Origin of the sequence: Anaerosoma tenue, from assembly GCF_023161965.1 — a bacterium.
Classification (GTDB): Bacteria; Actinomycetota; Coriobacteriia; order Anaerosomatales; family Anaerosomataceae; genus Anaerosoma; species Anaerosoma tenue.
Map to the genome: position 1 here is coordinate 18,217 of NZ_JALNTY010000001.1, position 25,971 is coordinate 44,187.

At 65.8% G+C, this 25,971-nt stretch carries 26 protein-coding genes and 1 tRNA gene; 25 read left to right on the forward strand and 2 right to left on the reverse strand.

From position 1 onward, the window contains the following. Nucleotides 1-64 precede the first annotated feature (64 nt). From gap to MSB02_RS00195, 17 genes are all read left to right on the forward strand, one after another. Nucleotides 65-1,066 carry a type I glyceraldehyde-3-phosphate dehydrogenase gene (gap, locus tag MSB02_RS00115; RefSeq protein WP_267193195.1) on the forward strand — a complete coding sequence of 334 codons (1,002 nt, stop codon included), beginning with the start codon at nucleotides 65-67 and terminating at the stop codon, nucleotides 1,064-1,066. Nucleotides 1,067-1,150: 84 nt separating this feature from the next. Further along, nucleotides 1,151-2,338, forward strand: coding sequence for a phosphoglycerate kinase (locus tag MSB02_RS00120; protein ID WP_267193196.1), 1,188 nt, complete (start codon nucleotides 1,151-1,153; stop codon nucleotides 2,336-2,338). A gap of 9 nt (nucleotides 2,339-2,347) precedes the next feature. Continuing rightward, nucleotides 2,348-3,118: a triose-phosphate isomerase gene (gene tpiA, locus MSB02_RS00125; RefSeq protein ID WP_267193197.1), complete on the forward strand. Its 771-nt coding sequence runs from the start codon at nucleotides 2,348-2,350 to the stop codon at nucleotides 3,116-3,118. Beyond that, nucleotides 3,119-4,657 (forward strand): 2,3-bisphosphoglycerate-independent phosphoglycerate mutase, encoded by a 1,539-nt coding sequence (gene gpmI, locus MSB02_RS00130; protein WP_267193198.1) that lies wholly within the window; start codon nucleotides 3,119-3,121, stop codon nucleotides 4,655-4,657. It begins immediately after the preceding gene. 83 nt (nucleotides 4,658-4,740) lie between these two features. Then, a complete protein-coding gene (secG, locus tag MSB02_RS00135) occupies nucleotides 4,741-4,986 on the forward strand; it encodes a preprotein translocase subunit SecG (RefSeq protein WP_267193199.1) in 246 nt (81 codons plus the stop codon). 280 nt (nucleotides 4,987-5,266) lie between these two features. Continuing rightward, a complete protein-coding gene (locus tag MSB02_RS00140) occupies nucleotides 5,267-6,928 on the forward strand; it encodes a peptide ABC transporter substrate-binding protein (protein ID WP_267193200.1) in 1,662 nt (553 codons plus the stop codon). A gap of 119 nt (nucleotides 6,929-7,047) precedes the next feature. Continuing rightward, nucleotides 7,048-8,019, forward strand: coding sequence for an ABC transporter permease (locus MSB02_RS00145; RefSeq protein WP_267193201.1), 972 nt, complete (start codon nucleotides 7,048-7,050; stop codon nucleotides 8,017-8,019). Then, entirely contained in the window at nucleotides 8,016-9,005 is a 990-nt protein-coding gene (locus tag MSB02_RS00150; RefSeq protein ID WP_267193202.1) for an ABC transporter permease, read from the forward strand. Before MSB02_RS00145 ends, MSB02_RS00150 begins: the two co-directional genes overlap by 4 nt. A 4-nt stretch (nucleotides 9,006-9,009) precedes the next feature. Next, nucleotides 9,010-10,023 (forward strand): ABC transporter ATP-binding protein, encoded by a 1,014-nt coding sequence (locus MSB02_RS00155; RefSeq protein ID WP_267193203.1) that lies wholly within the window; start codon nucleotides 9,010-9,012, stop codon nucleotides 10,021-10,023. After that, entirely contained in the window at nucleotides 10,023-11,084 is a 1,062-nt protein-coding gene (locus tag MSB02_RS00160; protein ID WP_267193204.1) for an ABC transporter ATP-binding protein, read from the forward strand. Before MSB02_RS00155 ends, MSB02_RS00160 begins: the two co-directional genes overlap by 1 nt. A gap of 82 nt (nucleotides 11,085-11,166) precedes the next feature. After that, nucleotides 11,167-11,252, forward strand: a tRNA-Leu gene (locus MSB02_RS00165). A gap of 127 nt (nucleotides 11,253-11,379) precedes the next feature. Then, nucleotides 11,380-11,871 carry a hypothetical protein gene (locus tag MSB02_RS00170; protein ID WP_267193205.1) on the forward strand — a complete coding sequence of 164 codons (492 nt, stop codon included), beginning with the start codon at nucleotides 11,380-11,382 and terminating at the stop codon, nucleotides 11,869-11,871. 61 nt (nucleotides 11,872-11,932) lie between these two features. Further along, the gene (locus MSB02_RS00175) at nucleotides 11,933-12,826 is read left to right on the forward strand and encodes a metallophosphoesterase family protein (protein ID WP_267193206.1); all 894 of its coding nucleotides are present in this window, start codon (nucleotides 11,933-11,935) and stop codon (nucleotides 12,824-12,826) included. Nucleotides 12,827-12,883: 57 nt separating this feature from the next. Beyond that, nucleotides 12,884-13,603 carry a hypothetical protein gene (locus tag MSB02_RS00180; RefSeq protein WP_267193207.1) on the forward strand — a complete coding sequence of 240 codons (720 nt, stop codon included), beginning with the start codon at nucleotides 12,884-12,886 and terminating at the stop codon, nucleotides 13,601-13,603. Further along, nucleotides 13,600-14,877: a B12-binding domain-containing radical SAM protein gene (locus MSB02_RS00185; protein WP_267193208.1), complete on the forward strand. Its 1,278-nt coding sequence runs from the start codon at nucleotides 13,600-13,602 to the stop codon at nucleotides 14,875-14,877. The genes MSB02_RS00180 and MSB02_RS00185 overlap by 4 nt, the downstream gene beginning before the upstream one ends. Nucleotide 14,878: 1 nt before the next feature. Further along, the gene (locus tag MSB02_RS00190; protein ID WP_267193209.1) at nucleotides 14,879-16,048 is read left to right on the forward strand and encodes a pyridoxal phosphate-dependent aminotransferase; all 1,170 of its coding nucleotides are present in this window, start codon (nucleotides 14,879-14,881) and stop codon (nucleotides 16,046-16,048) included. Nucleotides 16,049-16,252: 204 nt separating this feature from the next. Further along, complete coding sequence (locus MSB02_RS00195) at nucleotides 16,253-16,999, forward strand: CehA/McbA family metallohydrolase (RefSeq protein ID WP_267193210.1); 747 nt, start codon at nucleotides 16,253-16,255, stop codon at nucleotides 16,997-16,999. Here MSB02_RS00195 and MSB02_RS00200 read toward each other — a convergent pair. Further along, nucleotides 16,985-18,226, reverse strand: a complete 1,242-nt coding sequence (locus MSB02_RS00200) for a ferrochelatase (protein WP_267193211.1) — start codon at nucleotides 18,224-18,226, stop codon at nucleotides 16,985-16,987. The two genes, MSB02_RS00195 and MSB02_RS00200, sit on opposite strands and share 15 nt — an antisense overlap. Nucleotides 18,227-18,350: 124 nt before the next feature. On the opposite strand from MSB02_RS00200, the gene trxA reads away from it, so the two are divergent. Genes trxA through MSB02_RS00215 form a run of 3 tightly spaced genes read left to right on the forward strand, consistent with a single transcriptional unit; the run spans nucleotide 18,351 to nucleotide 19,272 of the window. Further along, nucleotides 18,351-18,674 (forward strand): thioredoxin, encoded by a 324-nt coding sequence (trxA, locus tag MSB02_RS00205; RefSeq protein WP_267193212.1) that lies wholly within the window; start codon nucleotides 18,351-18,353, stop codon nucleotides 18,672-18,674. A gap of 7 nt (nucleotides 18,675-18,681) precedes the next feature. Beyond that, nucleotides 18,682-18,876 carry an FmdB family zinc ribbon protein gene (locus MSB02_RS00210; RefSeq protein WP_267193213.1) on the forward strand — a complete coding sequence of 65 codons (195 nt, stop codon included), beginning with the start codon at nucleotides 18,682-18,684 and terminating at the stop codon, nucleotides 18,874-18,876. Between the two features lie 45 nt (nucleotides 18,877-18,921). Further along, a complete protein-coding gene (locus MSB02_RS00215) occupies nucleotides 18,922-19,272 on the forward strand; it encodes a DUF302 domain-containing protein (protein ID WP_267193214.1) in 351 nt (116 codons plus the stop codon). A gap of 14 nt (nucleotides 19,273-19,286) precedes the next feature. Here the strand turns inward: MSB02_RS00215 and MSB02_RS00220 are convergent, their stop codons facing one another. Continuing rightward, nucleotides 19,287-19,589, reverse strand: a complete 303-nt coding sequence (locus MSB02_RS00220; RefSeq protein ID WP_267193215.1) for a metal-sensitive transcriptional regulator — start codon at nucleotides 19,587-19,589, stop codon at nucleotides 19,287-19,289. A gap of 99 nt (nucleotides 19,590-19,688) precedes the next feature. On the opposite strand from MSB02_RS00220, the gene MSB02_RS00225 reads away from it, so the two are divergent. The 5 genes from MSB02_RS00225 to MSB02_RS00245 are packed head-to-tail and all read left to right on the forward strand — an operon-like array spanning nucleotide 19,689 to nucleotide 25,941. Then, nucleotides 19,689-20,627: a cation diffusion facilitator family transporter gene (locus MSB02_RS00225; protein ID WP_267193216.1), complete on the forward strand. Its 939-nt coding sequence runs from the start codon at nucleotides 19,689-19,691 to the stop codon at nucleotides 20,625-20,627. Beyond that, nucleotides 20,624-21,637, forward strand: coding sequence for an EamA family transporter (locus MSB02_RS00230; protein WP_267193217.1), 1,014 nt, complete (start codon nucleotides 20,624-20,626; stop codon nucleotides 21,635-21,637). Before MSB02_RS00225 ends, MSB02_RS00230 begins: the two co-directional genes overlap by 4 nt. Nucleotides 21,638-21,683: 46 nt before the next feature. Further along, nucleotides 21,684-23,075, forward strand: coding sequence for an RNA polymerase factor sigma-54 (rpoN, locus tag MSB02_RS00235; protein WP_267193218.1), 1,392 nt, complete (start codon nucleotides 21,684-21,686; stop codon nucleotides 23,073-23,075). After that, nucleotides 23,054-24,595, forward strand: coding sequence for a two-component system sensor histidine kinase NtrB (locus MSB02_RS00240; protein WP_267193219.1), 1,542 nt, complete (start codon nucleotides 23,054-23,056; stop codon nucleotides 24,593-24,595). The genes rpoN and MSB02_RS00240 overlap by 22 nt, the downstream gene beginning before the upstream one ends. Then, nucleotides 24,592-25,941 (forward strand): sigma-54-dependent transcriptional regulator, encoded by a 1,350-nt coding sequence (locus tag MSB02_RS00245; RefSeq protein WP_267193220.1) that lies wholly within the window; start codon nucleotides 24,592-24,594, stop codon nucleotides 25,939-25,941. Before MSB02_RS00240 ends, MSB02_RS00245 begins: the two co-directional genes overlap by 4 nt. The last annotated feature ends 30 nt before the right edge of the window (nucleotides 25,942-25,971 follow it).

The following is a 25,971-nucleotide window of genomic DNA, read 5'->3' on the forward strand; positions in this document are numbered from 1 at the left end:
CCATGCGGTACGGGCCTTTCAGGTCCGGTCAGTGACGGCACACCGTTCCAAGGAGGGGTACCACGTGACGATTCGGGTAGGTATCAACGGCTTCGGGCGCATCGGCCGCCTCGTGTTCCGCGCGTGCGAGAGCGACCCGAACATCGAGGTCGTCGCAGTCAACGACCTCACCGACGCCAAGACGCTTGCGCACCTTCTGAAGTACGACTCGGTCCACAAGGTGTTCCCTCACGAAGTGAAGGCAGGGGACGACTCGTTCACGGTGGATGGTCGTGTCGTGAAGGTGATGGCCCAGCGCGATCCCGCACAGCTGCCGTGGGGTGATCTCGGCGTGGAGGTCGTGGTGGAGTCCACCGGCTTCTTCACCGACGCCACCAAAGCCGCGGCGCACCGCGACGCAGGCGCCAAGAAGGTCATCATCTCAGCGCCAGCGAAGAACGAGGACATCACGATCGTGATCGGCGTGAACGACGGCGACTACGATCCGGCGAACCACCACATCATCTCGAACGCCTCGTGTACCACGAACTGCCTCGCGCCGTTCGCCAAGGTGTTGCGTGACTCGTTCGGCATCAAAGCCGGGTTCATGAACACGATCCATAGCTACACGAACGACCAGAACATTCTGGACCTGCCGCACAAGGACCTCCGCCGTGCCCGCGCCGCCGCGATGTCGATCATCCCCACATCCACGGGCGCCGCCAAGGCGATCGGCCTGGTGCTCCCCGATATGAAGGGCAAGCTCGACGGTATGTCGATGCGCGTTCCCACGCCCGACGGCTCCGTGGTGGACCTCGTGGCCGAGCTGGAGAAGCCGGCTACGAAGGAGCAGATCAACGAGGCGATGAGGGCCGCCGCGGAGGGTCCGATGAAGGGCATCCTGCAGTACTGCGAGGATCCGATCGTCTCGGTGGACGTGGTGGGCAACGACCACTCCTCGATCTTCGACTCGCTCCAGACGATGGTGATGGGCGGCGAGGGCACGTTCGTGAAGTGCGTGTCCTGGTACGACAACGAGTGGGGTTACTCCAACCGCGTGAAGGACCTCATCAAGATCGTCGGCTGAGCCGGCATCCCGGCGGGGCGTCCATAGCGTTATGGGCGCCCCGCTTCTCGCACGGCAGGAGACCCGTCCGTTCCAGGAGGCCCGATGTTCGCCAAGAAGACCGTCAAGGACGTCGACGTGCGCGGCAAACGCGTGCTGGTGCGTGTCGACTTCAACGTACCGATCGCCGAGGGCGAGGTGACCGACGACACCAGGATCCGCGCCGCGCTGCCTACGATCCGCTATCTGATCGACCACGGGGCGCGGGTGGTGCTCATGAGCCATCTCGGCCGCCCGAGCGGCGCACCCGATCCGCAGTACACCCTCAAGCCGGCAAGGCGCACGCTGCAACGGCTCGTCGGACGTAACGTGGCGTTCTCGCCGGAGATCGTGGGGCCTGAGGCCGAGGAGGCCGTGGGGCGGATGATCGACGGCGAGATCCTGATGCTCGAGAACGTGCGGTTCCATCCCGGCGAGAAGAAGAACGATCCCGGGTTCGCGCAGCAGCTCGCATCGCTCGGCGACATCTACGTGAACGATGCCTTCGGCGCTGCGCATCGCGCCCACGCGTCCACGGCGGGGGTGGCCGAGTATCTGCCCGCGTACGCGGGCATGCTCCTCACCCGCGAGGTGGACACCTTGAACGGCATCCTCATCGACCCCGACCGCCCGTTCGTTGCGATACTCGGGGGTAGCAAGGTGAGCGACAAGTTCGGCGTGATCGACAAGCTCATCGAGTGCTGCGATACCTTGCTGATCGGTGGCGGGATGGCGTTCACGTTCCTCGTCGCGAAGGGCCTCGAGGTGGGAGACTCGATCGTCGAGGCCGACTGGGTGGAGCCGGCGAAGCAGATGCTGGAGAAGGCGCGGACGGCGGGCGTGGACCTGGTGCTCCCCACCGACTTCGTGGTGGCCACGGAGATCGTGGACGACGCCGACACCAGGATCGTCGGCCGGGAGGAGATCCCCGTAGGGATGATGGGCCTCGATATCGGGCCCAGCACGATAGAGCTCTACAAGGGCGACATCGCCTCGGCAAGGACCATCTTCTGGAACGGGCCGATGGGCGTGTTCGAGAAGAAGCCGTTCGAGACCGGCACCCGTGAGATCGCGGTGGCGGTTGGCCGCAACAACCGGGCCCAGTCGATAATCGGCGGTGGCGACTCGGCCGCCGCGCTCAGGAAGTTCGGCCTGGACGACCGCGTCACGTTCGTCTCCACGGGCGGCGGCGCTTCGATGAAACTGCTCGAGGGCGCTGCGCTTCCCGGCGTGGACGCGCTCCAGGACAGGTAGGAGGCTGCCATGACGACCCGGCACATGCTCGTTGCGGGGAACTGGAAGATGCATACCACCTCAGGTGAGGGTGCCGTACTCATACAGGACATCGCGCAGCGAGTCGAGGAGGAGTGGAACGAGGTGGAGGTGGCGGTGTGCCCGCCGTTCACCGGCCTCAAGGCGGCATCGACCGTCATCGAGCTCGACGGACTGCGGATCTCCCTCGGCGCGCAGGACGTGCACTGGGAGGCCGAGGGAGCGTACACCGGCGCCATCTCGGCGCGGATGCTCACCGAACTCCGGTGTGACTACGTCATCGTGGGCCACTCCGAGCGCCGGGAGTTCTTCGGCGACACGGACCAGAGCGTGAACAAGAAGGTGCGTGCGGTCTTCGACGCGGGCATGACGCCGATCATGTGCTGCGGCGAGGCGCTTACGGTCAGGGAAGCCCTCGAGACGGAATCGTTCGTGCGCGCCCAGGTGACCGCCGGCGCCGCGGGCCTCACATCAACCGAGGCGCAGCGCCTTGTGATCGCCTACGAGCCCATCTGGGCGATCGGCACCGGGCGCACACCCACCCCGGAGGCTGCCAACGACGTATGCCGCTCGATCAGGGCCACCATCGGCGCCATGTACGGCCCGCCCGCGGCCATGGCCGTGCGCGTCCTCTATGGTGGCTCGGTCAAGCCGGAGAACGCAGCGATGTTCTTCGCCGAGCCCGACATCGATGGTGCTCTCGTGGGCGGCGCCGCTCTCAAGGCCGACCCCTTCGCCGATATCGTGAAGGCGGCCCGCTAGGTGGCGCCGCGCCAACCGGTTGCGCTGATCATCATGGACGGGTTCGGCATGGCCGCGCCCGGCCCCGGCAATGCCATCTCCCTTGCGCGGACACCAGCGCTCGACCGCCTCTTCGAGACGCATCCCTGGACCACGCTCTCGGCAAGCGGGCGTGCTGTGGGTCTTCCCGAGGGCCAGATGGGCAACTCGGAGGTGGGGCATCTCAACATGGGAGCCGGCCGCATCGTGTACCAGGAGCTCACGCGGATCGATGCGGCCATCGCGGACGGCTCACTGCAGGAGAACGATGTGCTCCGTGAGGCGATCGCTGTCGCGGTGGCCGAGGGACGGGCCGTCCACTTCATGGGCCTGGTGTCCGACGGCGGGGTGCACAGCCACCAGCAGCACCTCTACGCGCTCGTCCGGATGGCAGCGTCGCTTGGCGCCGAGCGCGTCTTCGTGCACGCGTTCCTCGACGGTCGCGATGTGCCGCCCACGAGCGGACTCGGCTACGTGAAGCAGCTTGAAGGCGTGCTCGGTGAGATAGGCGTGGGTCGGGTGGCCACGGTGTCGGGGCGTTACTACGCGATGGACCGCGACAACCGCTGGGAGCGGGTGGAGCGGGCGTGGCGTGCGATAGCGCTCTCCGAAGGCGCCAGGGCAGACTCAGCCACCGGAGCGATAGCGGCCTCGTACGACGACGGGGTGACCGATGAGTTCGTCGTGCCGGCGGTGGTGCATGACGGCGACGAGCCGGTGGCGCGTGTCGAGAGCGGCGACGCGCTCGTGTTCTTCAACTTCCGCCCCGACCGCGCCCGCGAGATCACGCGCGCCTTCACCGACCCCGGCTTCACAGGATTCGCCCGTACGGTGGCGCCGGATGTGCGGTTCGTCTGCCTCACCGAATACGATCCCACGATCCCCGCACCGGTGGCGTTCCCCAAGGACCTGCCGTGCTGCGTGCTCGCAGACGTCGTGGCGGACGCCGGACTGCGGCAGCTGCACATCGCGGAGACGGAGAAGTACGCGCACGTGACGTTCTTCTTCAACGGAGGTGCGGAGGCGCCCAAGGCGGGGGAGGAGCGGATCCTCGTGCCCAGTCCCAAGGTGGCCACCTACGACCTCCAGCCGGAGATGAGCGCTCCCGAGGTCACGCGACGGCTCGTGGACGCCATCCTCGCCGAGCAGGCCGATCTCTACGTGGTCAACTACGCGAACTGCGACATGGTCGGTCACACCGGCATCCTTGAGGCGGCCGTGGCGGCTGTGGAGGCCGTCGATGCCGGTGTAGGCGCGGTGGTGGATGCCATCCGTCAGCGTGGCGGCTCGGCGATCATCACTGCGGACCACGGCAACGCGGAGCAGATGCGCGACCCGGCAGACGACGGTGCGTTCACCGCTCACACGCTGAACCCGGTGCCATTCATCTGTGTGGCCGACGGTGTGTCCGAGGTCCGAAGCGGGGGAGTCCTCGCGGACGTGGCGCCGTCGGTATGCGACCTGCTGGGAGTAGCGGCGCCCGACGCCTGGACGGCCCGTTCGCTGTTGGATATCACTTGAGGGTGTGGGCGGGCGCGGCTATACTGACACGGTTCGTCTGAGACGCCCTATCGCCGCTTTGCGGCGCACGTGAGGAGAGCGCTGTGGATGTAGTCGCATATATCGCCCTTGCCATTCATGTGGTATGCGGAGTCGGCATGATTATATTCGTGCTGCTTCACTCCGGGAAAGGCACCGGAGTGTCATCGATGTTCGGTGCGGGTATGCCCGCCTCGGCCACCGGCACGGGCACCATCGAGAAGAACCTCGACCGCATCACCATCGCGTTCGCCGCAGGTTACGGGTTTACAGCGCTGCTTCTGATGCTGATCTACCGGCCGGGCATGTAGCGGGCATCCGCAGCATCGCCACCGACGCAAGGGCGGCCCTTCGGGCCGCCCTTCGTGATTTTCCCGAGTGTCCTGATTATGCGTGGACGCTTGCACTTCGCGGCAGAGAAGGCCAGACTATTACTTCAAGTAAACGCAAATCCGCTCTAGTGGCATGGTGGCGACCACTGTGCCCGGAAGCCGCGTGAGTCGGCGTAAGGAGGGATGTGCGAGGCGAGAGCTGTCAAGACCGCAACGGATAGGACGACAACGGTCCTAGTTACTGGAGGGAGGCTCTATCTTGTCTGAGCGATTCCGTAAGGGACTTTCGATCATCCTGGCGCTCACTCTCGTCGCTGCCCTGTTCTCAATGGGTGGTTGTGCGGCCGAGGAGGAACCCGCCGAGGAGCCGGTCGAAGGCGAAGAGCCGGCTGAATCTGGTGTGACGAAGGGTGGCACGTTCAACTTCTACATCAGCGAGCCGGCGTTCATCGATCCCATCAACCTTCAGGAGTCTGAAGGAACCCAGGTCGGCCAGGCCGTCTTCGACAGCCTCGTGGAGTTCGACCCGATCACGTCCGAGGTGCTGCCGGCAGCCGCTGAGAGCTGGGAGCCCAACGAGGACGCCAGCGTGTGGACCTTCAATCTCGTTGAAGGCGCCAAGTTCCACGATGGCAGCGACGTGACCGCCGAGGACTTCAAGTTCGCCTGGGATCGCATCTGCAACCCGGAGAACGAGTCGGAGATCTCGTATCACCTCGCAGTGGTGCAGGGCTACGACGAGATGCAGGAAGGCACGGCTACCGAGCTTTCCGGCGTCAAGGTCGTGGATGACTACACCCTGGAAGTCACGCTGAACTACGGTTTCGCGGACTTCGAGTATGTCGTCGGTCACCCGGCTCTCGCGCCGGTGCCGAGCGACGGTGTGACCGAGGCGTTCGGCGACATGCCGATCGGCAACGGCCCGTTCATGATGGCCGAGCCGTGGGCGCATGACCAGTACATCGAGGTCGTGAAGTTCGACGACTACTACGGCGACGAGCCGAACATCGACGGCGTCTACTTCAACATCCTTGCCGATCAGGACACCGCGTTCCTCGAGTTCGAGGCCGGCAACCTGGACTTCGTGCCGATTCCCGTCGGTCAGATCCAGGCCGCCGTGGATACCTACGGCGAGAGCCCTGACGGCTACACGCTCAACCCAGGCGAGCAGGTCAGCCTCGGTGCCGAGCAGGCCATCTACTACCTGCTCATCAACAACACCGATCCCGCGCTGCAGGACCCCAAGGTCCGCGCCGCCCTGTCGCTGGCGATCGATCGCCAGGACATCTGCGACAAGGTCTTCGAGGGTACCCGCGAGCCCGCAACGGGCATCGTGCCTCCGGGCATCGTAGGCCAGAGTGCCAACGCATTCCCGTACTCCAAGTATGATGTCGAAGCCGCCAAGCAGATGCTGGCCGACGCCGGCTTCCCGAATGGCGAGGGCTTCCCGACCATCAGCCTCGAGTACAACACCGGCTCCGGTCACGAGGACATCCTGCAGCTGGTCCAGGAGGACCTGAAGGCCATCGGCGTCGACGGCGAGCTCGTCGGCTCCGAGTGGGCGCAGTATCTCGACAAGCTGGGTGCCAAGAACTACCAGGTCGGTCGCCTCGGCTGGATCGCCGACTACCCGATCATGGACAACTTCCTGTATCCGCTGTTCAAGAGCGACAGCAGCGACAACTACTCGTTCTATATGAACGAAGACGTCGATGCGATGCTCGATGAGGCCCGCACGACCGTCGATGACGACGCGCGTGTCGCCCTCTATCAGGAAGCCGAGAGCATCGTCGGTGAGGACTCCGCGGTGATCCCGATGTTCTACTACCGTCACACGCGTGTCGCATCCGATCGCGTGAACGACGGTGTGTACAGCGCCAACGGTCTGTTCACGTTCGACACGGTGTGGCTCTCCGAGTGATCGAGGGTCACGACCGGTATTGCTGACAGGCTCTGACGTGTGTGCCGGGGCGCCCCGGGCGCCCCGGCACACCACCTCTCACACCGTTCTGATGTACACGTGGAAGACGGTCCCATCTCATGTTCAAGTACGTTGTACGACGCATATTCCAGATGATCCCGGTGTTCCTCGGCGTCACCCTCATCCTCTTCGTTCTCCGCGTCCCCGGTTTGTTGCCGGGTGACCCGATCCAACTGATCGTCGGCGAGAAGCCGCTGACACCTGCGCTGAGGGCCCAGATCGAAGAGAAGAACCACCTCAACGAGCCGCTGCACATCCAGTACGCCTACTACGTGAGCGGCATCGCGCAAGGTGACCTCGGCGAGTCCTATCAAAAGGGCCGCGCTGTCACCGACATCCTGTTCGACAAGTTCCCCAACACGTTCAGGCTTGCGCTGGCCGGTATCCTCGTCGAGATCGTGATCGGCATCAGTGCCGGTATCATCTCGGCGATACGGCAGTACTCGTTCTGGGACGTCCTGGTCACCTTATCGACGTCCATACTCGTGTCCGTGCCGGTCTTCTGGCTCGGACTCTTGCTGCAGATGTTCTTCGGCATCCGGCTGAAGGAGTGGACCGGAGGGGCGGTGTTCCTGCCGATCTCAGGCATGGGCAACCCGCCCGACTTCGTCCACCTCATCCTCCCTGCGATAACACTGGCTTCCGTCTCGACGGCATACGTGGCGCGTATCATGCGCTCGCAGATGCTTGAGGCAATGGGCCAAGACTATATACGCACCGCGATGGCAAAGGGCCTTACCGAGCGAGCGGTGGTCTTCAAGCACGCGCTCAAGAACGCGCTCATCCCGGTGGTCACCTACGTCGGCATCGACCTTGGCGTCCTGATGAGCGGCGCCATCCTCACAGAGACCGTGTTCTCGTGGCCGGGCGTCGGCCGTGAGATCTACCTTGCGGTCATGCAACGCGACTGGCCTGTGGTGATGGGCGGCGTGATCGTGATCGTTCTGATCGTCATGTTCATCAACCTGTTGGTGGACATCAGTTACGCCCTGCTCGACCCGCGGATCCGATATGGAGGTGCGGCCGAATGAGCGCCAGACGACGCAAGCCCGGCTTCCCCCCTGATGCGGATCCCGACTCCCCTAAGACCGCGTTCCGGGACGGATCGGAAGGCGAGCAGGCGGGAGGATCGTTCGACTATGTCGGCGACGAACTGGCGAACCGCCCCGAGCGTACCCTGTGGGGTGACGCCTGGATCCGCCTTCGCAAGAACAAGCTGGCGATCATCGGTCTCATTTGGATCCTGATCGTCGTGACGCTGACGCTCTCGGCCGACCTGTGGGTGCCACAGAACTTCGCGTCGCCAACGTCCACCGAAGCCGGAAGCCTCGAGGCCCCCTCGGCAGCCCATCCGTTCGGCACAGACCGGATCGGTCGCGACGTCTTCTCACGGGTGATCTACGGAGCGCGCGTGTCACTCGCTGTTGGCGTGCTGGCCGTTGGCATCTCGCTCGTCATCGGCCTGCTGATGGGAGCGCTCTCAGGCTATTACGGCGGCCTCGTGGACACGCTGGTGATGCGCACCGCCGACATCTTCTTCGCGTTCCCGTACACGCTCTTCGCGATCGCGTTGCTGGCGGTCCTGGGGCCGAGCTACCGCAACGTGTTCATCGCCATCGGTATCCTCGGCTGGCCATCGGTGGCCCGTGTGTTCCGCAGTTCGATCCTCTCCGTGAAGGAGAACGAGTACGTGGACGCCGCACGCGCCATGGGCGCGTCCGACTCGCGGATCATCTTCCGCCACATCATGCCCAACGCCGTCGCTCCGATCATCGTCTACGGGACCATGAGCATCGGTGGCGCGATCATCGCCGAGGCTGCACTCTCGTTCCTCGGTATGGGCGTCCAGCCTCCCACTCCCTCGTGGGGCGCGATGCTCTCTGAGGCCAAGGCGCTGATGGTGGCCGCACCGTGGCTCACCATCTGGCCGGGCTTCGCCATCCTGACCACCGTGCTCGCGTTCGTGCTCATGGGCGACGGGCTGCGCGATGCGCTCGATGTGAAGATGAAGGACTGACGACATGGCCCTGCTTGAAGTCACGAACCTCAAGACGCACTTCACCACGCGGGACGGCGTGGTGCGAGCGGTCGACGGGGTCACGTTCGAGGTGAAGGAGGGGCATACCCTCGCGATCGTTGGCGAGTCCGGTTCCGGCAAGTCGGTCACCGCGCTCTCGCTGATGCGGCTGATCCCCGATCCCCCCGGAAAGATCGTCGAAGGCCAGATCATGCTTCGTGGTGAGAGCGTCCTGGGCATGAACGAGAGTGCGGTGCGCTCCATGCGCGGGGACCGGATCGCGATGATCTTCCAGGACCCGATGACCTCGCTCAACCCCGTGTTCAGAGTCGGCTACCAGATCGGCGAGGCGCTCCGCATCCACAAAGGGATGACTCGCAAGCAAGCCGATGCGCGGGCGGTGGAGATGCTCGACCTCGTGGGGATCCCCAACCCTGCACAGCGCGCGCGGGACTATCCCCACCAGTTCTCGGGTGGCATGCGCCAGCGCGCCATGATCGCGATGGCTCTGGCATGCGACCCGGACATACTGATCGCCGACGAGCCCACCACGGCGCTGGACGTGACGATCCAGGCGCAGATCCTCGAGCTCATGATCGAGCTCCAGCAGCGCCAGGGCACCGCGATCATCATGATCACCCACGACCTTGGCGTCGTGGCCGACATGGCCAACGACGTGATGGTGATGTATGCGGGCAAGCAGGTGGAGTACGGCAAGGCCGACGAGGTCTTCTATCGACCCCTGCATCCGTATACCTGGGGGTTGCTGGCGAGCCTCCCGCGGCACGACGTCGACGAGAAGGGCACGCTGCTTCCCATCGAGGGACAGCCTCCGAGCCTGATCGACGTTCCGCCGGGCTGCGCGTTCCACCCCCGGTGTCCGTACGCACAGGAACGCTGCAAGCGCGAGATACCGGAGTTGCGCGAGGTAGCGCCGGCGCATCTGGCCGCGTGTCACTTCGCCGGGCAGGTCGGCTTCGGCCAGGGTGCCGCGGGCAATGGCGAGGGGGTGGCGTGATGGCCGAGCTTCTTCGTGTCGAGAACCTCGTCAAGCACTTCGCGGTCGACCAGGGGATCATCGCGTCGCGCCTGAGCAAGAAGGTACACGCCGTGGACGGCGTGTCGTTCGGCGTGCGTTCCGGCGAGACTCTGGGTCTGGTAGGGGAGTCCGGCTGCGGAAAGTCCACCACGGGGCGATGCATCATCCGTTTGACCGAGCCGACGGACGGACGGGTCGAGTTCGATGGACGTGACGTTCTCGCGCTCAAGGGCAAGGACCTGCAGCAGTTCCGCCGCGAGGTGCAGTTCATCTTCCAGGACCCGTATGCCTCACTCAATCCGAGGATGACGATCGGCGAGATCGTCACCGAGCCGCTGGGGGTGCACCGGATCGGCACTCCGCTCGAGCGCCGGAATCGCGCGAAGGAACTGCTCGACGTCGTCGGCCTGAATCCCGAGCACATCAACCGCTACCCGCATGAGTTCAGCGGCGGTCAGCGACAGAGGATCGGCATCGCTCGTGCGCTCGCCCTCCAGCCGCGCCTGGTGATCTGTGACGAGCCCGTCTCGGCGCTCGATGTGTCGATCCAGGCGCAGGTCATCAACCTGCTGGACGACCTTCAGGACCAGTTCGGCCTCACGTATGTCTTCATCGCTCACGACCTGTCGGTCGTGCGTCACATCTCGGATCGCGTAGCGGTGATGTACCTGGGCAAGATCGTCGAGACCGGTGACTGGCGCGGGCTCTACGACCAGCCACATCACCCGTACACGCAGTCGTTGCTGTCGGCGGTGCCGGTGCCGGACCCCGACAAGCAGCGAGCACGCCAGCGCATCATCCTGGAGGGTGACGTCCCGAGCCCGATAGACCCGCCCAGCGGGTGCCGCTTCCATACCCGTTGTCCGATCGCGCAGGAGCGGTGCTCGATCGAAGAGCCTGAGCTGCGGGATGTGGGGTCGGGTCAACAGGTGGCGTGCCACTTCGCCAAGCCGTTCCCGATCCCGGAGAGCCTGGGTGTGTCGAGTGGCTATGCCACCGCGGATACCGCTGAGGCGCCATCTACCACGAGCGGCGCATGACCGGCCCACGATGGGAATCGGTCTAGGCAGTCTCGGAACGTCTTGTTATACTCTCGTTCGCTGCCCCCACGGCAGCAGCTCTGTCCGAGTGGCGGAATGGCAGACGCGCTAGGTTGAGGGCCTAGTGTCCTTAGGGACGTGCGAGTTCAACTCTCGCCTCGGACACCAGAAACGATCAGGGCCTCTTCCCGGAAACGGGGAGGGGCCCTGTCTCTGTCCGGGGTATCATGGCGCCCCTGCCGGCCACGTGTGGGTACAGTGACCACAGGGAGACAGGCGCGCAACGGGGGTGGGGATGATGCCCGAAGGGGCCAAGAACGATTGGCGGACGCTGCCGCTCGGCTGCACCATGACGTTGCTCTGGGGCTTGATCGGGATAGCCGCGCTCGTTGCGGCGGTCTACTTCCTGGTGCTCGCGCCTGGCGCCGAGTCGAACGATCTGCGCCGCTACAGCATCTACGGGGTCACGGAACGCGGTGCGAACCACCTCTACACGTTCGAGTTCGTCGGCGAGGGCGATTCGGGAACCATACGCGTGCTGGAAGACGAGACCGGGGGCGGGACGTTCGAGATCGATGGCGGTTCGATCCGCATCGACATGGAGCGCAAGGTTCCCGATCCGGGCACGCAGGAGCGACAGCCCAACGTCTTCGAGGGCACGATCACGCCCGATGGCTCACGTATCGAGGGCACGTGGCGCTCGGCGGACTACGAGGGATATGCCGATGGCACCTTCGTGGTGTTCGACGAGTGGGTGGAGTGCCCGTTCTACGCGGAGCTGGAGTAAGGCGGTAGCCGCCGCTACGGTGCGGGGCGCACGTGGTGTACCCTTTCGGGAGGGGGTGACCATGCGCACGCAGCAGCGACTCACCGAGGCCTACCAGAACGCACGCGTGATCTCGTTCGATGACGAGTCGAGATTCGTCTTCATCAGCGACTGTCATCGCGGCGACGGCAGCCTCTCCGACGAATTCATGCGCAACGAGAACTCGTATCTGCATGCGCTCAACTACTACTACCGCAACGGTTTCGTCTACGTCGAGGTGGGCGATGGTGACGAGCTGTGGGAGCACCCTCACTTCAAGCACATCCGCGGCGCGCACCACGACACGTTCCGCGCGATCGAGCGCTTCTTCGACGACGGGCGGTATGTCCTCATCTGGGGCAATCACAACAATTTCCTGCGAGACACGTCGTACGTGGAGAAGAATCTGCACGTCCACCACAACGAGTACACCGGCGAGGTGTACGAGTTCATGCCGGGCATCGAGCCGATCGAGTCGGTAGTGTTCCAACACGACCCGAGCGGGCAGGAGATCGTGGTGCTCCACGGGCACCAGGGGGACTTCGCCAACGACCAGTTCTGGTGGCCCACCATGTTCGCGCTGCGCCACTTCTGGCGGTACGTACATGCGCTCGGCGCCAGAAACCCCGCCAGTCCCGCGAAGAACACGCTGAAGCGGCACAAGATCGAGCGGCACTATACCAAGTGGATCAAGGCGCACAAGAAGGCGCTCATCTGCGGTCACACGCATCGGTTCAAGTATCCGCGCGACGGAGAGGTGCCGTACTTCAACGCAGGCTGCTGCGTCTACCCCACGATGCTGACCGCCATCGAGCTCTCGCGTGGTGAACTGCGGTTGGTCCTGTGGCACGTGGTCTCCGACGCCGATGGACATCTCAAGGTCGAGCGTCGTGTGATCGGCGGACCCGAGCCCGTGGGGCGGTTCGCGATGGGGTGAGGCCGTCAGGCTCGCATCGTGCTACGGTTGTCCGACGAGGCTCCCTGAAGGAGTTGGGTGATCGATCTCGTTCCCATATTCGTGGGTGACGGCGTTCCTGCCGGGTGTGTCCGGTGCGGGGCGGCCGGCGCTTCCACGTACTTGCCCGTGGAGACGATAGCCGCAGCGATCGCAGAGACCGCGACGGCCGATGGCGTGGTGCTGACCGGGCCTGAACCGTTCGCCCATCCTGACTTGCCCCGCGTGGTTGCTGCGTGCCGGGATGCCGGCGTCTCCCGGATCGCCATCGAGACGGATGGCGGTGCGCTGTCGGTCCCGGGCAACGCTCACGGTGTCCTGCTCTCGGGCGTACGGCATCTGTGGGTGCGTGTGCTGGGCTCCTCGGATGAGATGCACGATACCCTCGCGGGGAAACGTGGCATCGCTCAAGCGATGCGGGCCGGTGTCGCGGGCTACCTCGCGAATGCGGAGGCGGAGCGCCTCCAGGTGGCGGTGACCGCGGTCGTTCCGGTGTGCGAGCACGATCTGGCCGAGTTGCCGGCGATCGTGGCGTACTGCGCCGCACAGGGCTTCCATGCGGCGCGGCTCGTGGCGGCCGGGGCGCTCCCTTCGTCCGCGGAGACGATCGTGGCAGCCGCATGTGACACGGGCATGGTGAACCATCTGTGGGTCGCCGTGGATGAGTCTCTGCCGCTTCCGCCCTCCCATCGTCTTCACGGCGAGGTCGACGGCGGCCCCGGTGCCTCCTCCCGCTCTGAAGCGGGTGAGTCGTCGTGACCGCGCCTCTCAAGGTCGTGTTGCTGGCGATCAACTCGCCCGGCTATCAGTCGCTCGCCCTCGGCTACCTGCGGGCCTACGCTCAGGCTGACTCCAGGTTGCAGGGCCGCGTGGGCTTCCAGACGCTCGACCTCACCACCTCGGATGACCCCTGGTGGATCGCGTATCGCGTGATCGCGCTCGAGCCCCAAGTGCTCGCCGTCTCGGTGTTCTGCTGGAACGCGAGCGCGGTTCACGATGTCTGCCGCATCGTCAGGCAGGCGCTGCCCGGTATCCGCATCGTTCTCGGCGGACCTGAGGTAGGGCCCGTGGCGGACGAGGTGCTGCGGGCGCACCCCGAGGTGGACGCGGTGGTGAGAGGCGAGGGCGAGGCCGCCTTTGCCGACGTCCTCGATCTTGCGCGTCGGGAGAAGCCGTTCACGCGTGCGGATGGGGTCACCGCACGCAATGCCGCGGGCGAGGTGGTGGCCGCCCCGGACAGGCCGCTCATCGCCGATCTCGACACCATCCCGTCGCCATACCTCACGGGTATCGTGGAGCCGCGCGAGGGGAGCGCGTACATCGAGACCTTCCGGGGTTGCCCGCATGCCTGCGGCTACTGTTTCGAGGGTAAGGGTTACGGACGGATCCGATCGTTCGGGAAAGACCGTGTGGAGGCGGAGATCGCCTACCTGGCAGATGAGCGGGGTGTGCGGCAGTTCTCGTTCATCGACTCGGTCTTCAACCTCACCCCGGGCAGGCTGGAATGGCTTGCGGGTGCGCTCGAGCCCTACGCACGACAGGGGCTCACCCTGCATACCGTGGAGGTCGATATCGAGCGCGTGGATGATGAGGCGGCCGCCCTGCTCCGGCGGGCGGGGGTCATCTCTGTCGAGACCGGGCCCCAGAGCGTGGGGGAAGCGGCGCTGGCGGCATGTCGTCGACCGTTCGACCCGACGCGGTTCACGGCGGGTGTGGAGGCGCTCAAGCGGCACGGCATCTCGGTGGAGTGCGATCTCATAGCGGGGTTGCCGGAAGACACCGCGGATGACTTCCTTGAGGGACTGCGGTTCTGTCTCGACCTCGACCCTGGCAAGATCCAGACCTCCACCTTGCACGTACTCCCGGGCACGGACCTCTATGCACGTGCCGATGAGCTCGGCCTGCGGTTCGACCCACGACCACCGCACGAGATCGTGGCCACCGACGATATCGGCTTCGCCGACCTGCGGCGCCTGGAGGCCCGCTCGATCTACATCGCCCGCCTGTACGGCTCCCGGATCGAAGGAGCGTGACGTGTCCGCGATATCACAACGCGCACTGTCCATACGCCCGTTCATCGTGATGGACGTGGTTGCCCGGGCGCGCGAGCTCGAGGCGTCGGGCCGCGACATCGTCCATCTCGAGATCGGCGATCCCGACTTCAGCACGCCCGAGGTGATCGTCCGTGCCGCCGAGGCGGCGATGGACGCTGGTGATACGGGCTACACGCAATCGCTCGGACTGCCCGGCTTGCGCGAAGCGGTGACACTGCGGGCACGGGAGGACTACGGGGTCAGTGTGGACCCGAACACGGTCGTGGTGACGCAGGGCACGTCGCCCGCGATGCTGCTGCTCTTCGGCTCGCTGCTCGATCCGGGCGACGAGGTCATCATGCCGGACCCCTGCTACCCCGCGTACCCCAATTACGTGAACTTCCTGGGCGGGGTACCCGTGTCGGTGCGGGTGCGCGCGGAGGACGGGTTCCGCTTCCGCATCGACGAGGTGGAGCGCGCGATCACGCCACGCACGAAAGCCATCATGGTGAACTCCCCTTCGAACCCTACGGGCGGGGTCCTTGGCGAAGCCGACCTGCGTCATCTTGCCGCGTTGGCCGAGCGGCACGGCATCTGGCTCGCCAGCGACGAGATCTACCACGGACTCCAGTTCGAGGGCCGCCCGCGCTCCGTGCTGGAGTTCACCGACCGGGCGTTCGTCCTCAACGGCTTCTCCAAGGCGTACGCGATGACCGGGTGGCGTCTCGGCTACCTGATCGCGCCTCCGGAGTTCGTTAGGCCCGCCGAGAAGATCCAGCAGAACTTCTTCCTGTGCGCGAGCAACTTCGTACAGGTGGCCGGTACCACGGCGCTGTTGGAGGCCCAGGACGACGTTGCGAGGATGCGCTCGGTGTACGACGAACGTCGGCGCTATCTTGTTCCGGCCCTGCGGGAGGTGGGGCTCACGGTGGCCACTAAGCCGCTCGGCGCGTTCTATGTGTTCGCCGACGCCACGGCGTGGGGTCGTGATTCGGTTGCGCTCGCGGGCCGTCTGCTCGAGGAAGCGGGTGTGGCGGCGGCTCCCGGCGTGGACTTCGGCCCCGGAGGGGAAGGCTTCCTGCGGTTCAGCTACGCCACGTCGATGGAACGTCTGCACGAGGGTGTCTCGCGGCTGGCCGGGTGGGCGTCAGCGAACGGATCGGGCGGCTGATGCAGGAGCGTCCGTGCGCCCGTCGAAGACCACGGAGTGACCGTTCGGCGCCGTCCGGCGCCGGAGGAGCCGCCGAACGGTTCATCGGCGCCACTCATCGGTCAGTGCTGGAGTGGACCGTGGACTTTGCCGATACAAAGAACGTCAACGGTACGGCGCTTGCTGTAACCGCGTGGGTATCCACCGACCGAGGATAGGGGCAGTGTGAGCACACAGGTCTGGAGCAAGGCCGACCTCCACATCCATTCGATGCACAGCGACGGGCTCGCCAGCGTGCCGGAGATCCTGGAGTACGCCGCCAGCGAGACCGACCTCACGGTCATCGCGATCACCGACCACAACACCATCGAGGGCGCTCTCTTCGCGAAGGAGCTCGAAGAGATGTACGACATCGAAGTCGTAGTCGGCGAAGAGGTGTCCACCACCGAGGGGCACGTGCTCGGACTGTTCCTCACGGAGGAGATACCACCCGGACTCACCCCCACCGAGACGATCCGCAGGATCAGCGAGCAGGGCGGCATCGCGATTATCCCGCATCCGTTCTCCGCGCGCGGTGTCTTCGGCCCGTTCGGCAGGAGCAAGCTCGCCGACGCCGTCCGCGACATGGCGTTCAACGCGCTTGAGGTCTACAACTCCGTCCCGGGTCTGATCTGGGCCAACCGTCTCGCGGCCAAGATGTTCAGCGGCGGCCTCGGGGTGGCAGCGGTAGGCGGTTCCGACGCCCACGTCCTGAGGGCGGTAGGCAAGGGGTACACGGTCTTCCGTGGCAGTACCGCGGAGGAGCTGCGCGCGAGCATCGATGCGCTCGAGACACATGCCGAGGCGGACCGCGGCGGACTTGCGCTGGCGTTCCGCTACATGCGCAGCATCCCCCAGATCCGCAGGCGGCAGGCGTTCAATCAGGAGCGCTGCAAGGTCTCGCGCCGAAGCATGGCCTCAGAGCGGGCGTAGGTCGTCTTCCTGCGGCTCGAGTGCGGCGCTCGCGGCATCGACCACCGCCTGCACGATCGTGTCGTCATCACCCCACGCATTCAGGGTGATCACCCGCACGTCACGCGGGACCCTCGCGTACGTCGCCGCGCGCTCGAGGTCGAGCATCGTGTCCAGGGTGGGTAGCACCGTCGTCGACGGGGCGAGGATGATGTGACGGCATCCGAGGGCGGCGAGGTGCCGCACCACCTCGGTCACGTCGGGAGCCTGCCAGTCGAGCGATCCGCAGCGTATGCGGTCGCCCTCGATCCCGGCCTCCATCAGCGCCATCCGCACACGCTGGTCGAAGTAGTTCTCGGTCTCGGCCGCGGCAGGGTGGCGTCGGGCCCATTCCTCCGGCATCCCCATCCCGACGAGTGCGACACCCACGTCCGCGAGCTCGGCTCCGGTGGTGGAGGCGAGTATGCGGTCGGCCATACGCCTCACAAGCGATGCGTCGTCCCATATCGCTCCGGCGGTGACCACGGTGGGCGTGTCGGCCTCGTGTTCCAGGGGGCCGAGTGTGGCGAGCGCCGCTTCAGCGGTGATCGTCCCCGGCGGATCCAGCGCCACGACCGCGATGCAGGCGACACCCGAGCACGCCTGGGCGGCCACCGTCTCGACCAGACCGCCTGGGCGGTGGCACGGTGCGAGATCCACGCGCACCCCGGGTATCGTTGCTGCGCGCCGGCCGATCTTGTCGAGGAGCGAGCGTGCCACCGGTGCTCCCGGAGCCGTGTTGCCCACCGCGCGATAGCGGGCCTTCTCGGCAAGGAACACGAACGGTACCGCAGTGAGGGGCAGGTCGATCGCCGCCTGCTCACGGAGTATCTCCTGGCGGTACGCGATCGCGCGGGGATCGTAGTGGTCGGGCTCCGTGCACGTCAGCACGATGATCCCGGTGCCGTCCCCGTCTTCAGGGCACCGGACGGTTGCGGGGCGGCGAGCTCGCACCAGGTTGGGGATGGCCGAGGTGAGGATCGTGTAGCCGAGCACGACCCCCGCGATCAGCGTTGCGATCGCCGCAGCGATCGCCAGTGGGGTAGAGTAGTCCTGGGAGAGGGTTCCCAGCACGTAGAGTCCTCCAAGGAAGCCGGCCGCGCCGAGCGGGACCGTGGCTGCGGCGTAGTGTCGGGGCAGCACCATGGCGGCCACGAGACATGCTCCGGACACGAGACCGCCCGCTAACAAGGCGAGCCAGTACAGCATCAGACCTCCTTCACCTCCCCACGACGATAATCGAACTTCAGGAGGGACGCCACAGACGGTTGACAGAAATACCCCTTGGGGTATACTTGGCACTGTACGATGTCGTTCCGAGGAGGAGATATCCTTGAGCAGTACCGTCCGTGAGATAAGTGAATCGCAGTTCCAGGCTGAGGTCCTCGAGGCCGACAAGCCTGTGATCGTGGACTTCTGGGCGCCCTGGTGCGGCCCCTGCCGCATGGTGGCTCCCGAGCTGGAGAAGCTGGCGGGGCGTGTCGGTGACACCGCGGCGTTCGTTAAAGTGAACGTCGATGAGGCCCGCGATGTGGCCATGCGTTACGGGATCATGAGCATCCCCACCATCGCGAAGTTCGAAGGTGGTAATCTGGTGACGCAGGTCGTTGGCGCGCGGGGCGCGGATGCGCTCGGCCGAGAGTTCGGTCTGGTCTAGAGGCGCCATGCCAACCTACGAACTGCACTGTGTCGACTGCGGGCACGTGTTCGATCGTTTCCTGATGCGCTTGCTGAAGGAGTCGGACAAGGTGTGTCCGGAGTGTGGCTCCACCCGGGTGGAGACCGGCGTTGGCGGCGGGTTCGCGCCGAAGCGTTCGGTCTCCAGCAGCGGGTGTGCGCCGCAAGGGGGGTTCGGCTGAGGCTAGCCGCACCGCCCGTGAGGCCGGTCCGACATGGTGGTGATGATGGATTTCACCTATAGACGGGAGGGGAGCAAGACCTTCCCGCAGATGGTCGAAGCCGTCGAGCGGTCTGTCCGCTCGCACGGCTTCGACGTCGTCAAGAGGCACGATCTGCAGGCCACGCTGGCGGCGAAAGGGTTCGAGATCCAGCCCCTGGTGGTGCTCGACATCGCTGTCCCCGGTGGCGTGATGGACGTCTGCAAGATGCATGTGTATGCAGACGGTGACGCGGTGTGGGTGAGCGCGATCAGGCCGATCTCGCTCTGGAATGCCGAGGACGGGTGCACGGCGGGGGAGATAGCCGACCTGGACGCATCGGTGGCGGCACTGATCGACGCCGCGTGCGCCCTGTAGCGCGTCCGCGGACCCTACTGGACGCAGCTCGAGTACTTCAGGAAGACCTTGATGGCCTCATCGATCAGCTCGTCCTTGTCGGTGACGCTGTCATCCACGAGGCAGGTCTTCATCGAGTAGCCGATGATGTGCAGGCCCACCTGATTGAGCGCCGACTTGGCGGCCATGATCTGGGTGAGCACCGCCTCACAGTCCTTGCCCGATTCGATCATGGTCTGGAGGCCCCGCACCTGACCTTCAAGCCGCTTGAGACGGTTGACGATCTTTCGGCGTTCTTCCTCGGTGGGGGTGAGGTTCGTGACCGGAGTCTGGCTCATGAGGGGGCTCCTTGCGCGTACGAGGCTTCGGCGTAGAATCGAGTGAATGTTCGGCACAAATATACCCCTAGGGGGTATGTTGGGCAAGTCGGAGGGGCAGTGGGTTACACCCAGTCCAAAGGCAGAGGCGTCAGTCGTACCCGGGCGGTCCGTCGGGTCTTGTGGTGGGTGCTCGCTCTCAACGTGGCAGTGGCTGTGGCGAAGCTCTTCTACGGCGTCCTCATCGACTCCGTTTCCATCACGGCCGACGGGTTCCATTCCCTGTTCGATGGCACCTCCAACGTCATCGGTCTCATCGGACTGAGCGTCGCGGCGCGGCCTGCCGATCGGAGCCATCCGTACGGACACGCCAAGTTCGAGACGTTCGCCTCGGCGGCCATCGGAGCGATGTTGATGCTCGCGGCGTGGCGTGTGGGCTCCTCGGCCTTCGAGCGGCTGCAGAACCCCGGCAGCGGCCCGTCCGTCGATACGGTGAGCTTCGTGATCATGGTCGCCACGCTCGTGGTGAACATCGTGGTGACCACGCTCGAGCGACGGGCCGGGCGGCGGCTCGGCTCGGATGTGCTGCAAGCCGATGCGAGCCACACGGCCAGCGACGTGCTGGTGACCGTGAGCGTCATCGGCGGGCTTGTGGCGGTGCGTCTGGGCTACCCCATCGCCGACCCGCTCCTCGGGCTCGTCGTATCGGCGTTCATCGTCGTTACAGGGCTGCGCGTCCTCGCGTCGGCGGGAGAGACATTGGCGGACACGGCGCAGATCGATCCGGCGGACGTGTGCGCGTTCGTACTGGAGCTGGACGGCGTGCGGGGCTGCCACGATGTGCGCACGCGGGGGAGCGAGAGCGGGGTGTATGTCGACCTCCACGTGCAGGTGGACCCGACGATCACGGTGGCTCAGGGACACGCGATCGCCGAGCGGGTCGAGGAGGCGATCGGCAACGGCTTCGACGAGGTCGTGGACGTGATCGCGCACCTCGAGCCGCTCGACGAGTACCAGATGCGCAAGACCGAGCGGCAGGAACGGGACGGCTTGCTGTGACGGCCCGTGAACGAGAGACGGCAGCGGGCCGGCGCGCCGAGGGATACACGCTGGTGATCCTCGCCGCATTCTGTTGGGCCGGCGGGGGGCTTCTCGCGAAGTGGCTGTTCTCGGCGGCGGGTCCCGAGACCGCGGGATGGCCGTTCCCGCCGATGGGGATCGAAGTCGACCCCCTCATATTGTCGGCGGCTCGCGCGCTGGTGTCCTTCTCCGTGGCCTTCGTCTACCTGTCGGCGCGGCGGCGTCACCTGCTCCGCGTGCGGGTGCGGGACCTGCTGTTCCTTGCGGCGTTCGGCGTGTTCGGGCTTGCGATGGTGCACTTCGCCTACTTCAAGGCGATATCGCTTACCGGGGTCGCCACTGCGATCCTGCTCGAGTATCTCGCGCCGGTGATCGTGCTGGTGTTCTCGGTGACCTTGCTGGGGGAGCGGCTGACCCTGGCTCTGCCCACCGCGGTCTTCCTGAGCGTCTCCGGCTGCGCGCTGATGGTGGGGGCCTTCGGTGCCGAAGGCATCGTGGTGCCGCGTGACGGGCTGCTGTGGGGGCTTGCGTCGGCTGTCTTCTTCGCCACGTATTCCTTGATGGGCAAGTACGCCGCAGGCAGGTTCGCGCCCTGGACCTTGCTCACGTATGGTCTCGGTGCGGCGGCGGTGTTCTGGATGGTGGTGCTGGGAGGTCCGGGAGAGATCATCGCGCTGCTATCTGACGCTCGAACCGCTGTCGCCGTGGTGGTCATGTCGGTGGTGAGCACCGTGATACCGTTCGGAGCGTTCCTCAAGGCGCTCACGCTCATCGAGGCGACCCAGGCGTCGGTGACCTCCACCATGGAGCCGGTGATCGCCGGCGTGGTGGCCTGGTTCACCTTCGGCGAGCATCTGACGCCGCTGCAGCTGTTCGGCGGCCTGCTGGTGATCGCGGCTGTGATGCTCTCGCAGGCGCGAACACGCGTGCCGGCGGAGATGCCGGTGGTCGAGACGGACCCGCCTGACGGCCTCGAAGACGGCTCATGACCTACGTGGTACGCTGTTTGCTGGAGCGCCGACCCGCGGGGGCCCCATGGACCTCACCCAACACCCAGAGCTACGGCAGAAAGTCACCCTCTCACCCCAGGTCTACCAGGGGCTGAGCATCCTCGCCATGCCCGTGGCGGAGCTTCACACGCTCATCGAGAACGAGATCCTGGAGAATCCCGTCCTCGAGGTGGAGGAGGATGACTACGAGTCCGTCGAGAGCGAGGAGCGGCTCGAGACCTCCGAGGAGGAGCGGGCCTGGGACGAGTGGCTCGACCAGTACGAGGAGCTCGAGCGGATGGACGGTCCCTCCACGCGCGAGCCCGTGGCCGATGATGTGAACACAGAGGAGTTCGTGGGCGGTGTGGTGTCGTTCACGGAGTACCTTCTCGAGCAGCTCGCGATGATGGATATCGATGACGACCTCGAGGTCGCCGCCAAGGCGGTGATCGGATCGCTGGATGGCGATGGCTTCTTCGTGGGGACCGAGGACGAGATCGCCGCGATCGCCGGAGTCACGCTCGAGGTCGCGGTGCAGGCGCTGGGGGTCGTCCAGCAGCTGGATCCCCCGGGCGTGGGCGCCCGGTCCGTACCGGAGGCCTTGCGCATACAGGCTGAGACGGTGGGGCTCGACACGCCGCTTCTGCTCGCGACGGTCGACGGCCATCTCGATGACGTGGCTGCGAGCCGGTACAAGAAGATCGCGCGCGCATTGGGAAGCGATGAGGCGTCGGTGCGGGAGACGGTCGAGATGCTCCGGACCCTGAACCCCCGGCCGGCGGGCGCGTTCTCGCCCGGTTCGGCGCCGGCGTACGTGGTGCCGGATGTGACCGTCAGACGATTCGACGACGAGTGGCTCGTGCTGCCCAACACCGAGGCGGTGCCAGGGCTGCGCGTGAACTCGCGCTATCGCTCGCTGCTGCGCTCCGACTCATCGGCAGACGACGAGACCCGTCGCTATCTCAAGGACAAGGTCCGTCAGGCTGAGAGCTTCATGCGCAACGTGGACCGGCGGCGGGACACGGTAAGCCGGATCGCCGAGATCGTGCTCGAAGTGCAGCGCGACTTCTTCGAGGACGGGCAGGGTGATCTGCGCCCGCTGCGCCTCGAGGACGTGGCGGTGGAGCTGGGCGTCCACCTCTCCACGGTGAGCAGGGGCGTGACCGGCAAGTACATGGCTACTCCGTACGGGCTGTTCGAGCTCAAACACTTCTTCTCGGGGGGCTACCGCACCTCGACAGGGATGGACGTGGCCGCCACCACCGTCAAGAAGCGCCTGAAGGAGCTCCTTGAGGCCGAGGACCCGGAGAAGCCGATGTCGGACCAGCGTCTCGCCGACGCCCTCTCGGAACAGGGAGTGGACGTGGCGCGGCGGACGGTGGCCAAGTACCGGGAGGAGCTCGGGGTCGAGCCTTCGTGGGCGAGAAAGCGGCGATGATCATGCGCGGGCGGGGATCCGGACACGAACGGCGTGTCACGCGGCCGGGTGAGGCGGTGCGGCACGATGTGGTGCTGATCGTCCTGCTCCTCGCCATGGTGACTGCGCTGCACCTGTTCACCACGAGCGCCCCTGAGATGATGTCGGTACACCTGCTGTACCGCAAGCTCTACTACGTGCCGATCATCTACGCCGGTTTCGTGTTCGGATGGCGCGGGGGCCTCATCGTGGCCGTTGCCGCGTCACTGCTGTTCGGTCCGCATGCCCACACGTCCATGGGCGGACTCGTGGGTCCTCACGTCGACAACCTGTACGAGATGGTGATGTTCCTCGCGGTCGGCTTCCTGTTCGGATGGTTGCGCGACCTCGACGAGCGCAAGGCCTTCGACCTCCGGCGTGTCAGCCTCGAGCTCGAGGACGCCTACCACACGCTGGAGGAACGGGCGATTCAGCTCGTCACGATCCAGCACTACATGCAGGCCATCCTGCAGTCGATCACGTCGGGGGTCATCACAGTAGGCCCCGACGGCTCGGTGGCGACCGTCAACAGTGCCGCTGAGCGTGCGCTCGGCATGAGCGAGGACGAGATGGTGCCCAGGCGGCTGGGCGCGTTGTTCAGGGACGGCGGCGGTCTCGACGCCGCGTTGCGCCACGTCCTGCGGGGTATCGCCGACAGGCTCGTGAGCGAGACGACGCTGGAGACCATGAGCGGCAAGACGTTGCACGCGCGCGTGTCCATCGCGCGCATGAGGGACGACCAGGGGCGGGTTCTCGGCGCGGTGGTGAGCATCGAAGACGTCTCCGAGGTGCGCGCGCTCACCGACCAGCTGATCCGCGCCGATCGGCTTGCGGCGATGGGCGAGCTGACGGCAGGCGTGGCGCATGAGGTGCGCAACCCGCTTGGGATCATCAAGGCGTCGGTGCAGCTGGTAGAGGAGTCGGGCGGGGACCCCAAACGCATGGCCGAGGTCACCCGCGTCATCAAGCAGGAGATCGACCGCCTCGACCACGTGATCAAGGCGCTCCTCGACTTCGGGCGCCCCTCGGCTCCTGCGCTGCGTCCGACAGACGTGGGCGCCGTGCTGGACGACGTGGTCCTCTTCACCCGGCGGTTCGCGCGTGAGGCCAGCGTGGCGATCGAGGTGGAGCGCGCCGAGGGCCTGTCACCCGTGATGGCCGACGCGGACCAGCTCAAGCAGGTGCTCGTCAATCTCGTCTCCAACGCCGTACAGGCCATGGGCGAGACCGGTGGCACGATCCGTGTCACCGCCTACGACGACGCGCGCGACGTGTACATCTCGGTCGCCGACTCGGGTCCCGGGATGGCCCCGGAGGTCATGGAGAAGGTGTTCGACCCGTTCTTCTCCACGCGCGACGGCGGTACCGGCCTCGGGCTCACCATCGTGCATCGCATCATCGACCAACACGGGGGCCACATCGAGGTCGCGAGCGCACCGGGTGCGGGGACCACGTTCACCGTGGCCCTCCCGGTTGCGAAGGAGAGAGGGGAAAGCCGATGAATGGTCGTGTGCTGATAGCCGACGACGAGAAGAACATGAGATGGGTGCTGAGCCAGGCGCTCGAGGCGGAGGGCTACGAGGTGGTGGAGGCGGTCGACGGCAAGGAGGCGCTGTCGGCTATAGCGGAGCAGGAGCCGGGGCTGCTCATCCTCGATCACAAGATGCCCGCGCCCGACGGCATGGAGGTGCTCCGGCGGCTGCGCGCGAAGGGTCATCGGTTCCCCGTGATCATGCTCACGGCGCATGGCAATGTGCAGACGGCTGTAGAGGCGATGAAGGCTGGCGCCAACGAGTACCTCACCAAGCCGTTCGACCTGGACGAACTGAAGCTGGGTATCGAGAAGGCGCTCAGGGTGGAGGCGCTCGCTGCCGAGGTGGACCGGCTGCGGGCCGAGCTCGATCGGGACTGGGACATCGAGGGCATCGTGGCCGCCGACCCCACCATGCTCGAACTCCTCGGCACGATCGAGAAGGTGGCGCCGACGAACGCCACCGTCATGGTCTACGGCGAGTCGGGCACCGGTAAGGAGCTCGTCGCCCGAGCGCTTCACCGTCTCTCGGGACGGTCGGCCAAGCCGTTCATCTCGATCAGCGCAGGGGCGTTGCCGGAGACGCTGCTCGAGAGCGAGCTCTTCGGTTATGAGAAGGGTGCGTTCACGGGCGCCACGACCGCCAAGCCGGGACGTTTCGAGATGGCCAACGGCGGCACCCTGTTCCTCGATGAGATCGGCGACATCACTGCGGCGGTGCAGGTGAAGCTCTTGCGCGTGCTGCAGGAGCGCACCTTCGAGCGCCTCGGCGGGACCCGCAGTATCGAAGTCGATGTGCGGGTCGTGGCCGCGACCAATCGCGACCTGCAGCAGCTGATCGCTGAAGGCGCCTTCCGCGAGGACCTCTTCTACCGGCTGAACGTGGTGCCGCTCACCATCCCGCCGCTCCGGAAGCGGCAGGCGGACATACCGCCGCTTGTCGCCCACTTCCTGGAGAAGTTCGGTGCCGGAGAGCGCACCATCTCACCGCAGGCCATGGAGGCGCTCGTCGCCTATCAGTGGCCCGGCAACGTGCGGGAGCTCGAGAACACCATGGAGCGGGTGACGATCCTGTCCCACAGCGATGTGATCGAGGCGGAGGACCTGCCCGCCGAGGTGCGTGCCGGCGTCGGCCTTGCGGGGGCGGGCACGCGGTGCTTCGTCCTCCCCGAGGACGGTCTCGACCTGGAGGAGACCGAGCTCGACTTCATCCGTCAGGCGCTGGAGCGAGCGGGGGGCAACGTCCCCAAAGCGGCGAAGCTGCTGGGGCTCACCACCAAGACCCTCGAGGTGAGGATGGAGCGGTACGGCCTGTGATCCCGGGATGCAGGTCACGTTGTGGATGCG

Excerpts from the sequence above, each read along its gene's own strand:
- MSB02_RS00160 (WP_267193204.1), top strand. The coding sequence starts at position 10,023 with ATGGCCGAGCTTCTTCGTGTCGAGAACCTCGTCAAGCACTTCGCGGTC.
- tpiA (WP_267193197.1), top strand. The coding sequence starts at position 2,348 with ATGACGACCCGGCACATGCTCGTTGCGGGGAACTGGAAGATGCATACC.
- MSB02_RS00155 (WP_267193203.1), top strand. The coding sequence starts at position 9,010 with ATGGCCCTGCTTGAAGTCACGAACCTCAAGACGCACTTCACCACGCGG.
- MSB02_RS00120 (WP_267193196.1), top strand. The coding sequence starts at position 1,151 with ATGTTCGCCAAGAAGACCGTCAAGGACGTCGACGTGCGCGGCAAACGC.
- MSB02_RS00210 (WP_267193213.1), top strand. The coding sequence starts at position 18,682 with ATGCCAACCTACGAACTGCACTGTGTCGACTGCGGGCACGTGTTCGAT.
- MSB02_RS00245 (WP_267193220.1), top strand. The coding sequence starts at position 24,592 with ATGAATGGTCGTGTGCTGATAGCCGACGACGAGAAGAACATGAGATGG.
- rpoN (WP_267193218.1), top strand. The coding sequence starts at position 21,684 with ATGGACCTCACCCAACACCCAGAGCTACGGCAGAAAGTCACCCTCTCA.
- MSB02_RS00145 (WP_267193201.1), top strand. The coding sequence starts at position 7,048 with ATGTTCAAGTACGTTGTACGACGCATATTCCAGATGATCCCGGTGTTC.
- MSB02_RS00200 (WP_267193211.1), bottom strand. The coding sequence starts at position 18,226 with ATGCTGTACTGGCTCGCCTTGTTAGCGGGCGGTCTCGTGTCCGGAGCA.
- MSB02_RS00170 (WP_267193205.1), top strand. The coding sequence starts at position 11,380 with ATGATGCCCGAAGGGGCCAAGAACGATTGGCGGACGCTGCCGCTCGGC.
- MSB02_RS00215 (WP_267193214.1), top strand. The coding sequence starts at position 18,922 with ATGGATTTCACCTATAGACGGGAGGGGAGCAAGACCTTCCCGCAGATG.
- MSB02_RS00220 (WP_267193215.1), bottom strand. The coding sequence starts at position 19,589 with ATGAGCCAGACTCCGGTCACGAACCTCACCCCCACCGAGGAAGAACGC.
- MSB02_RS00150 (WP_267193202.1), top strand. The coding sequence starts at position 8,016 with ATGAGCGCCAGACGACGCAAGCCCGGCTTCCCCCCTGATGCGGATCCC.
- MSB02_RS00175 (WP_267193206.1), top strand. The coding sequence starts at position 11,933 with ATGCGCACGCAGCAGCGACTCACCGAGGCCTACCAGAACGCACGCGTG.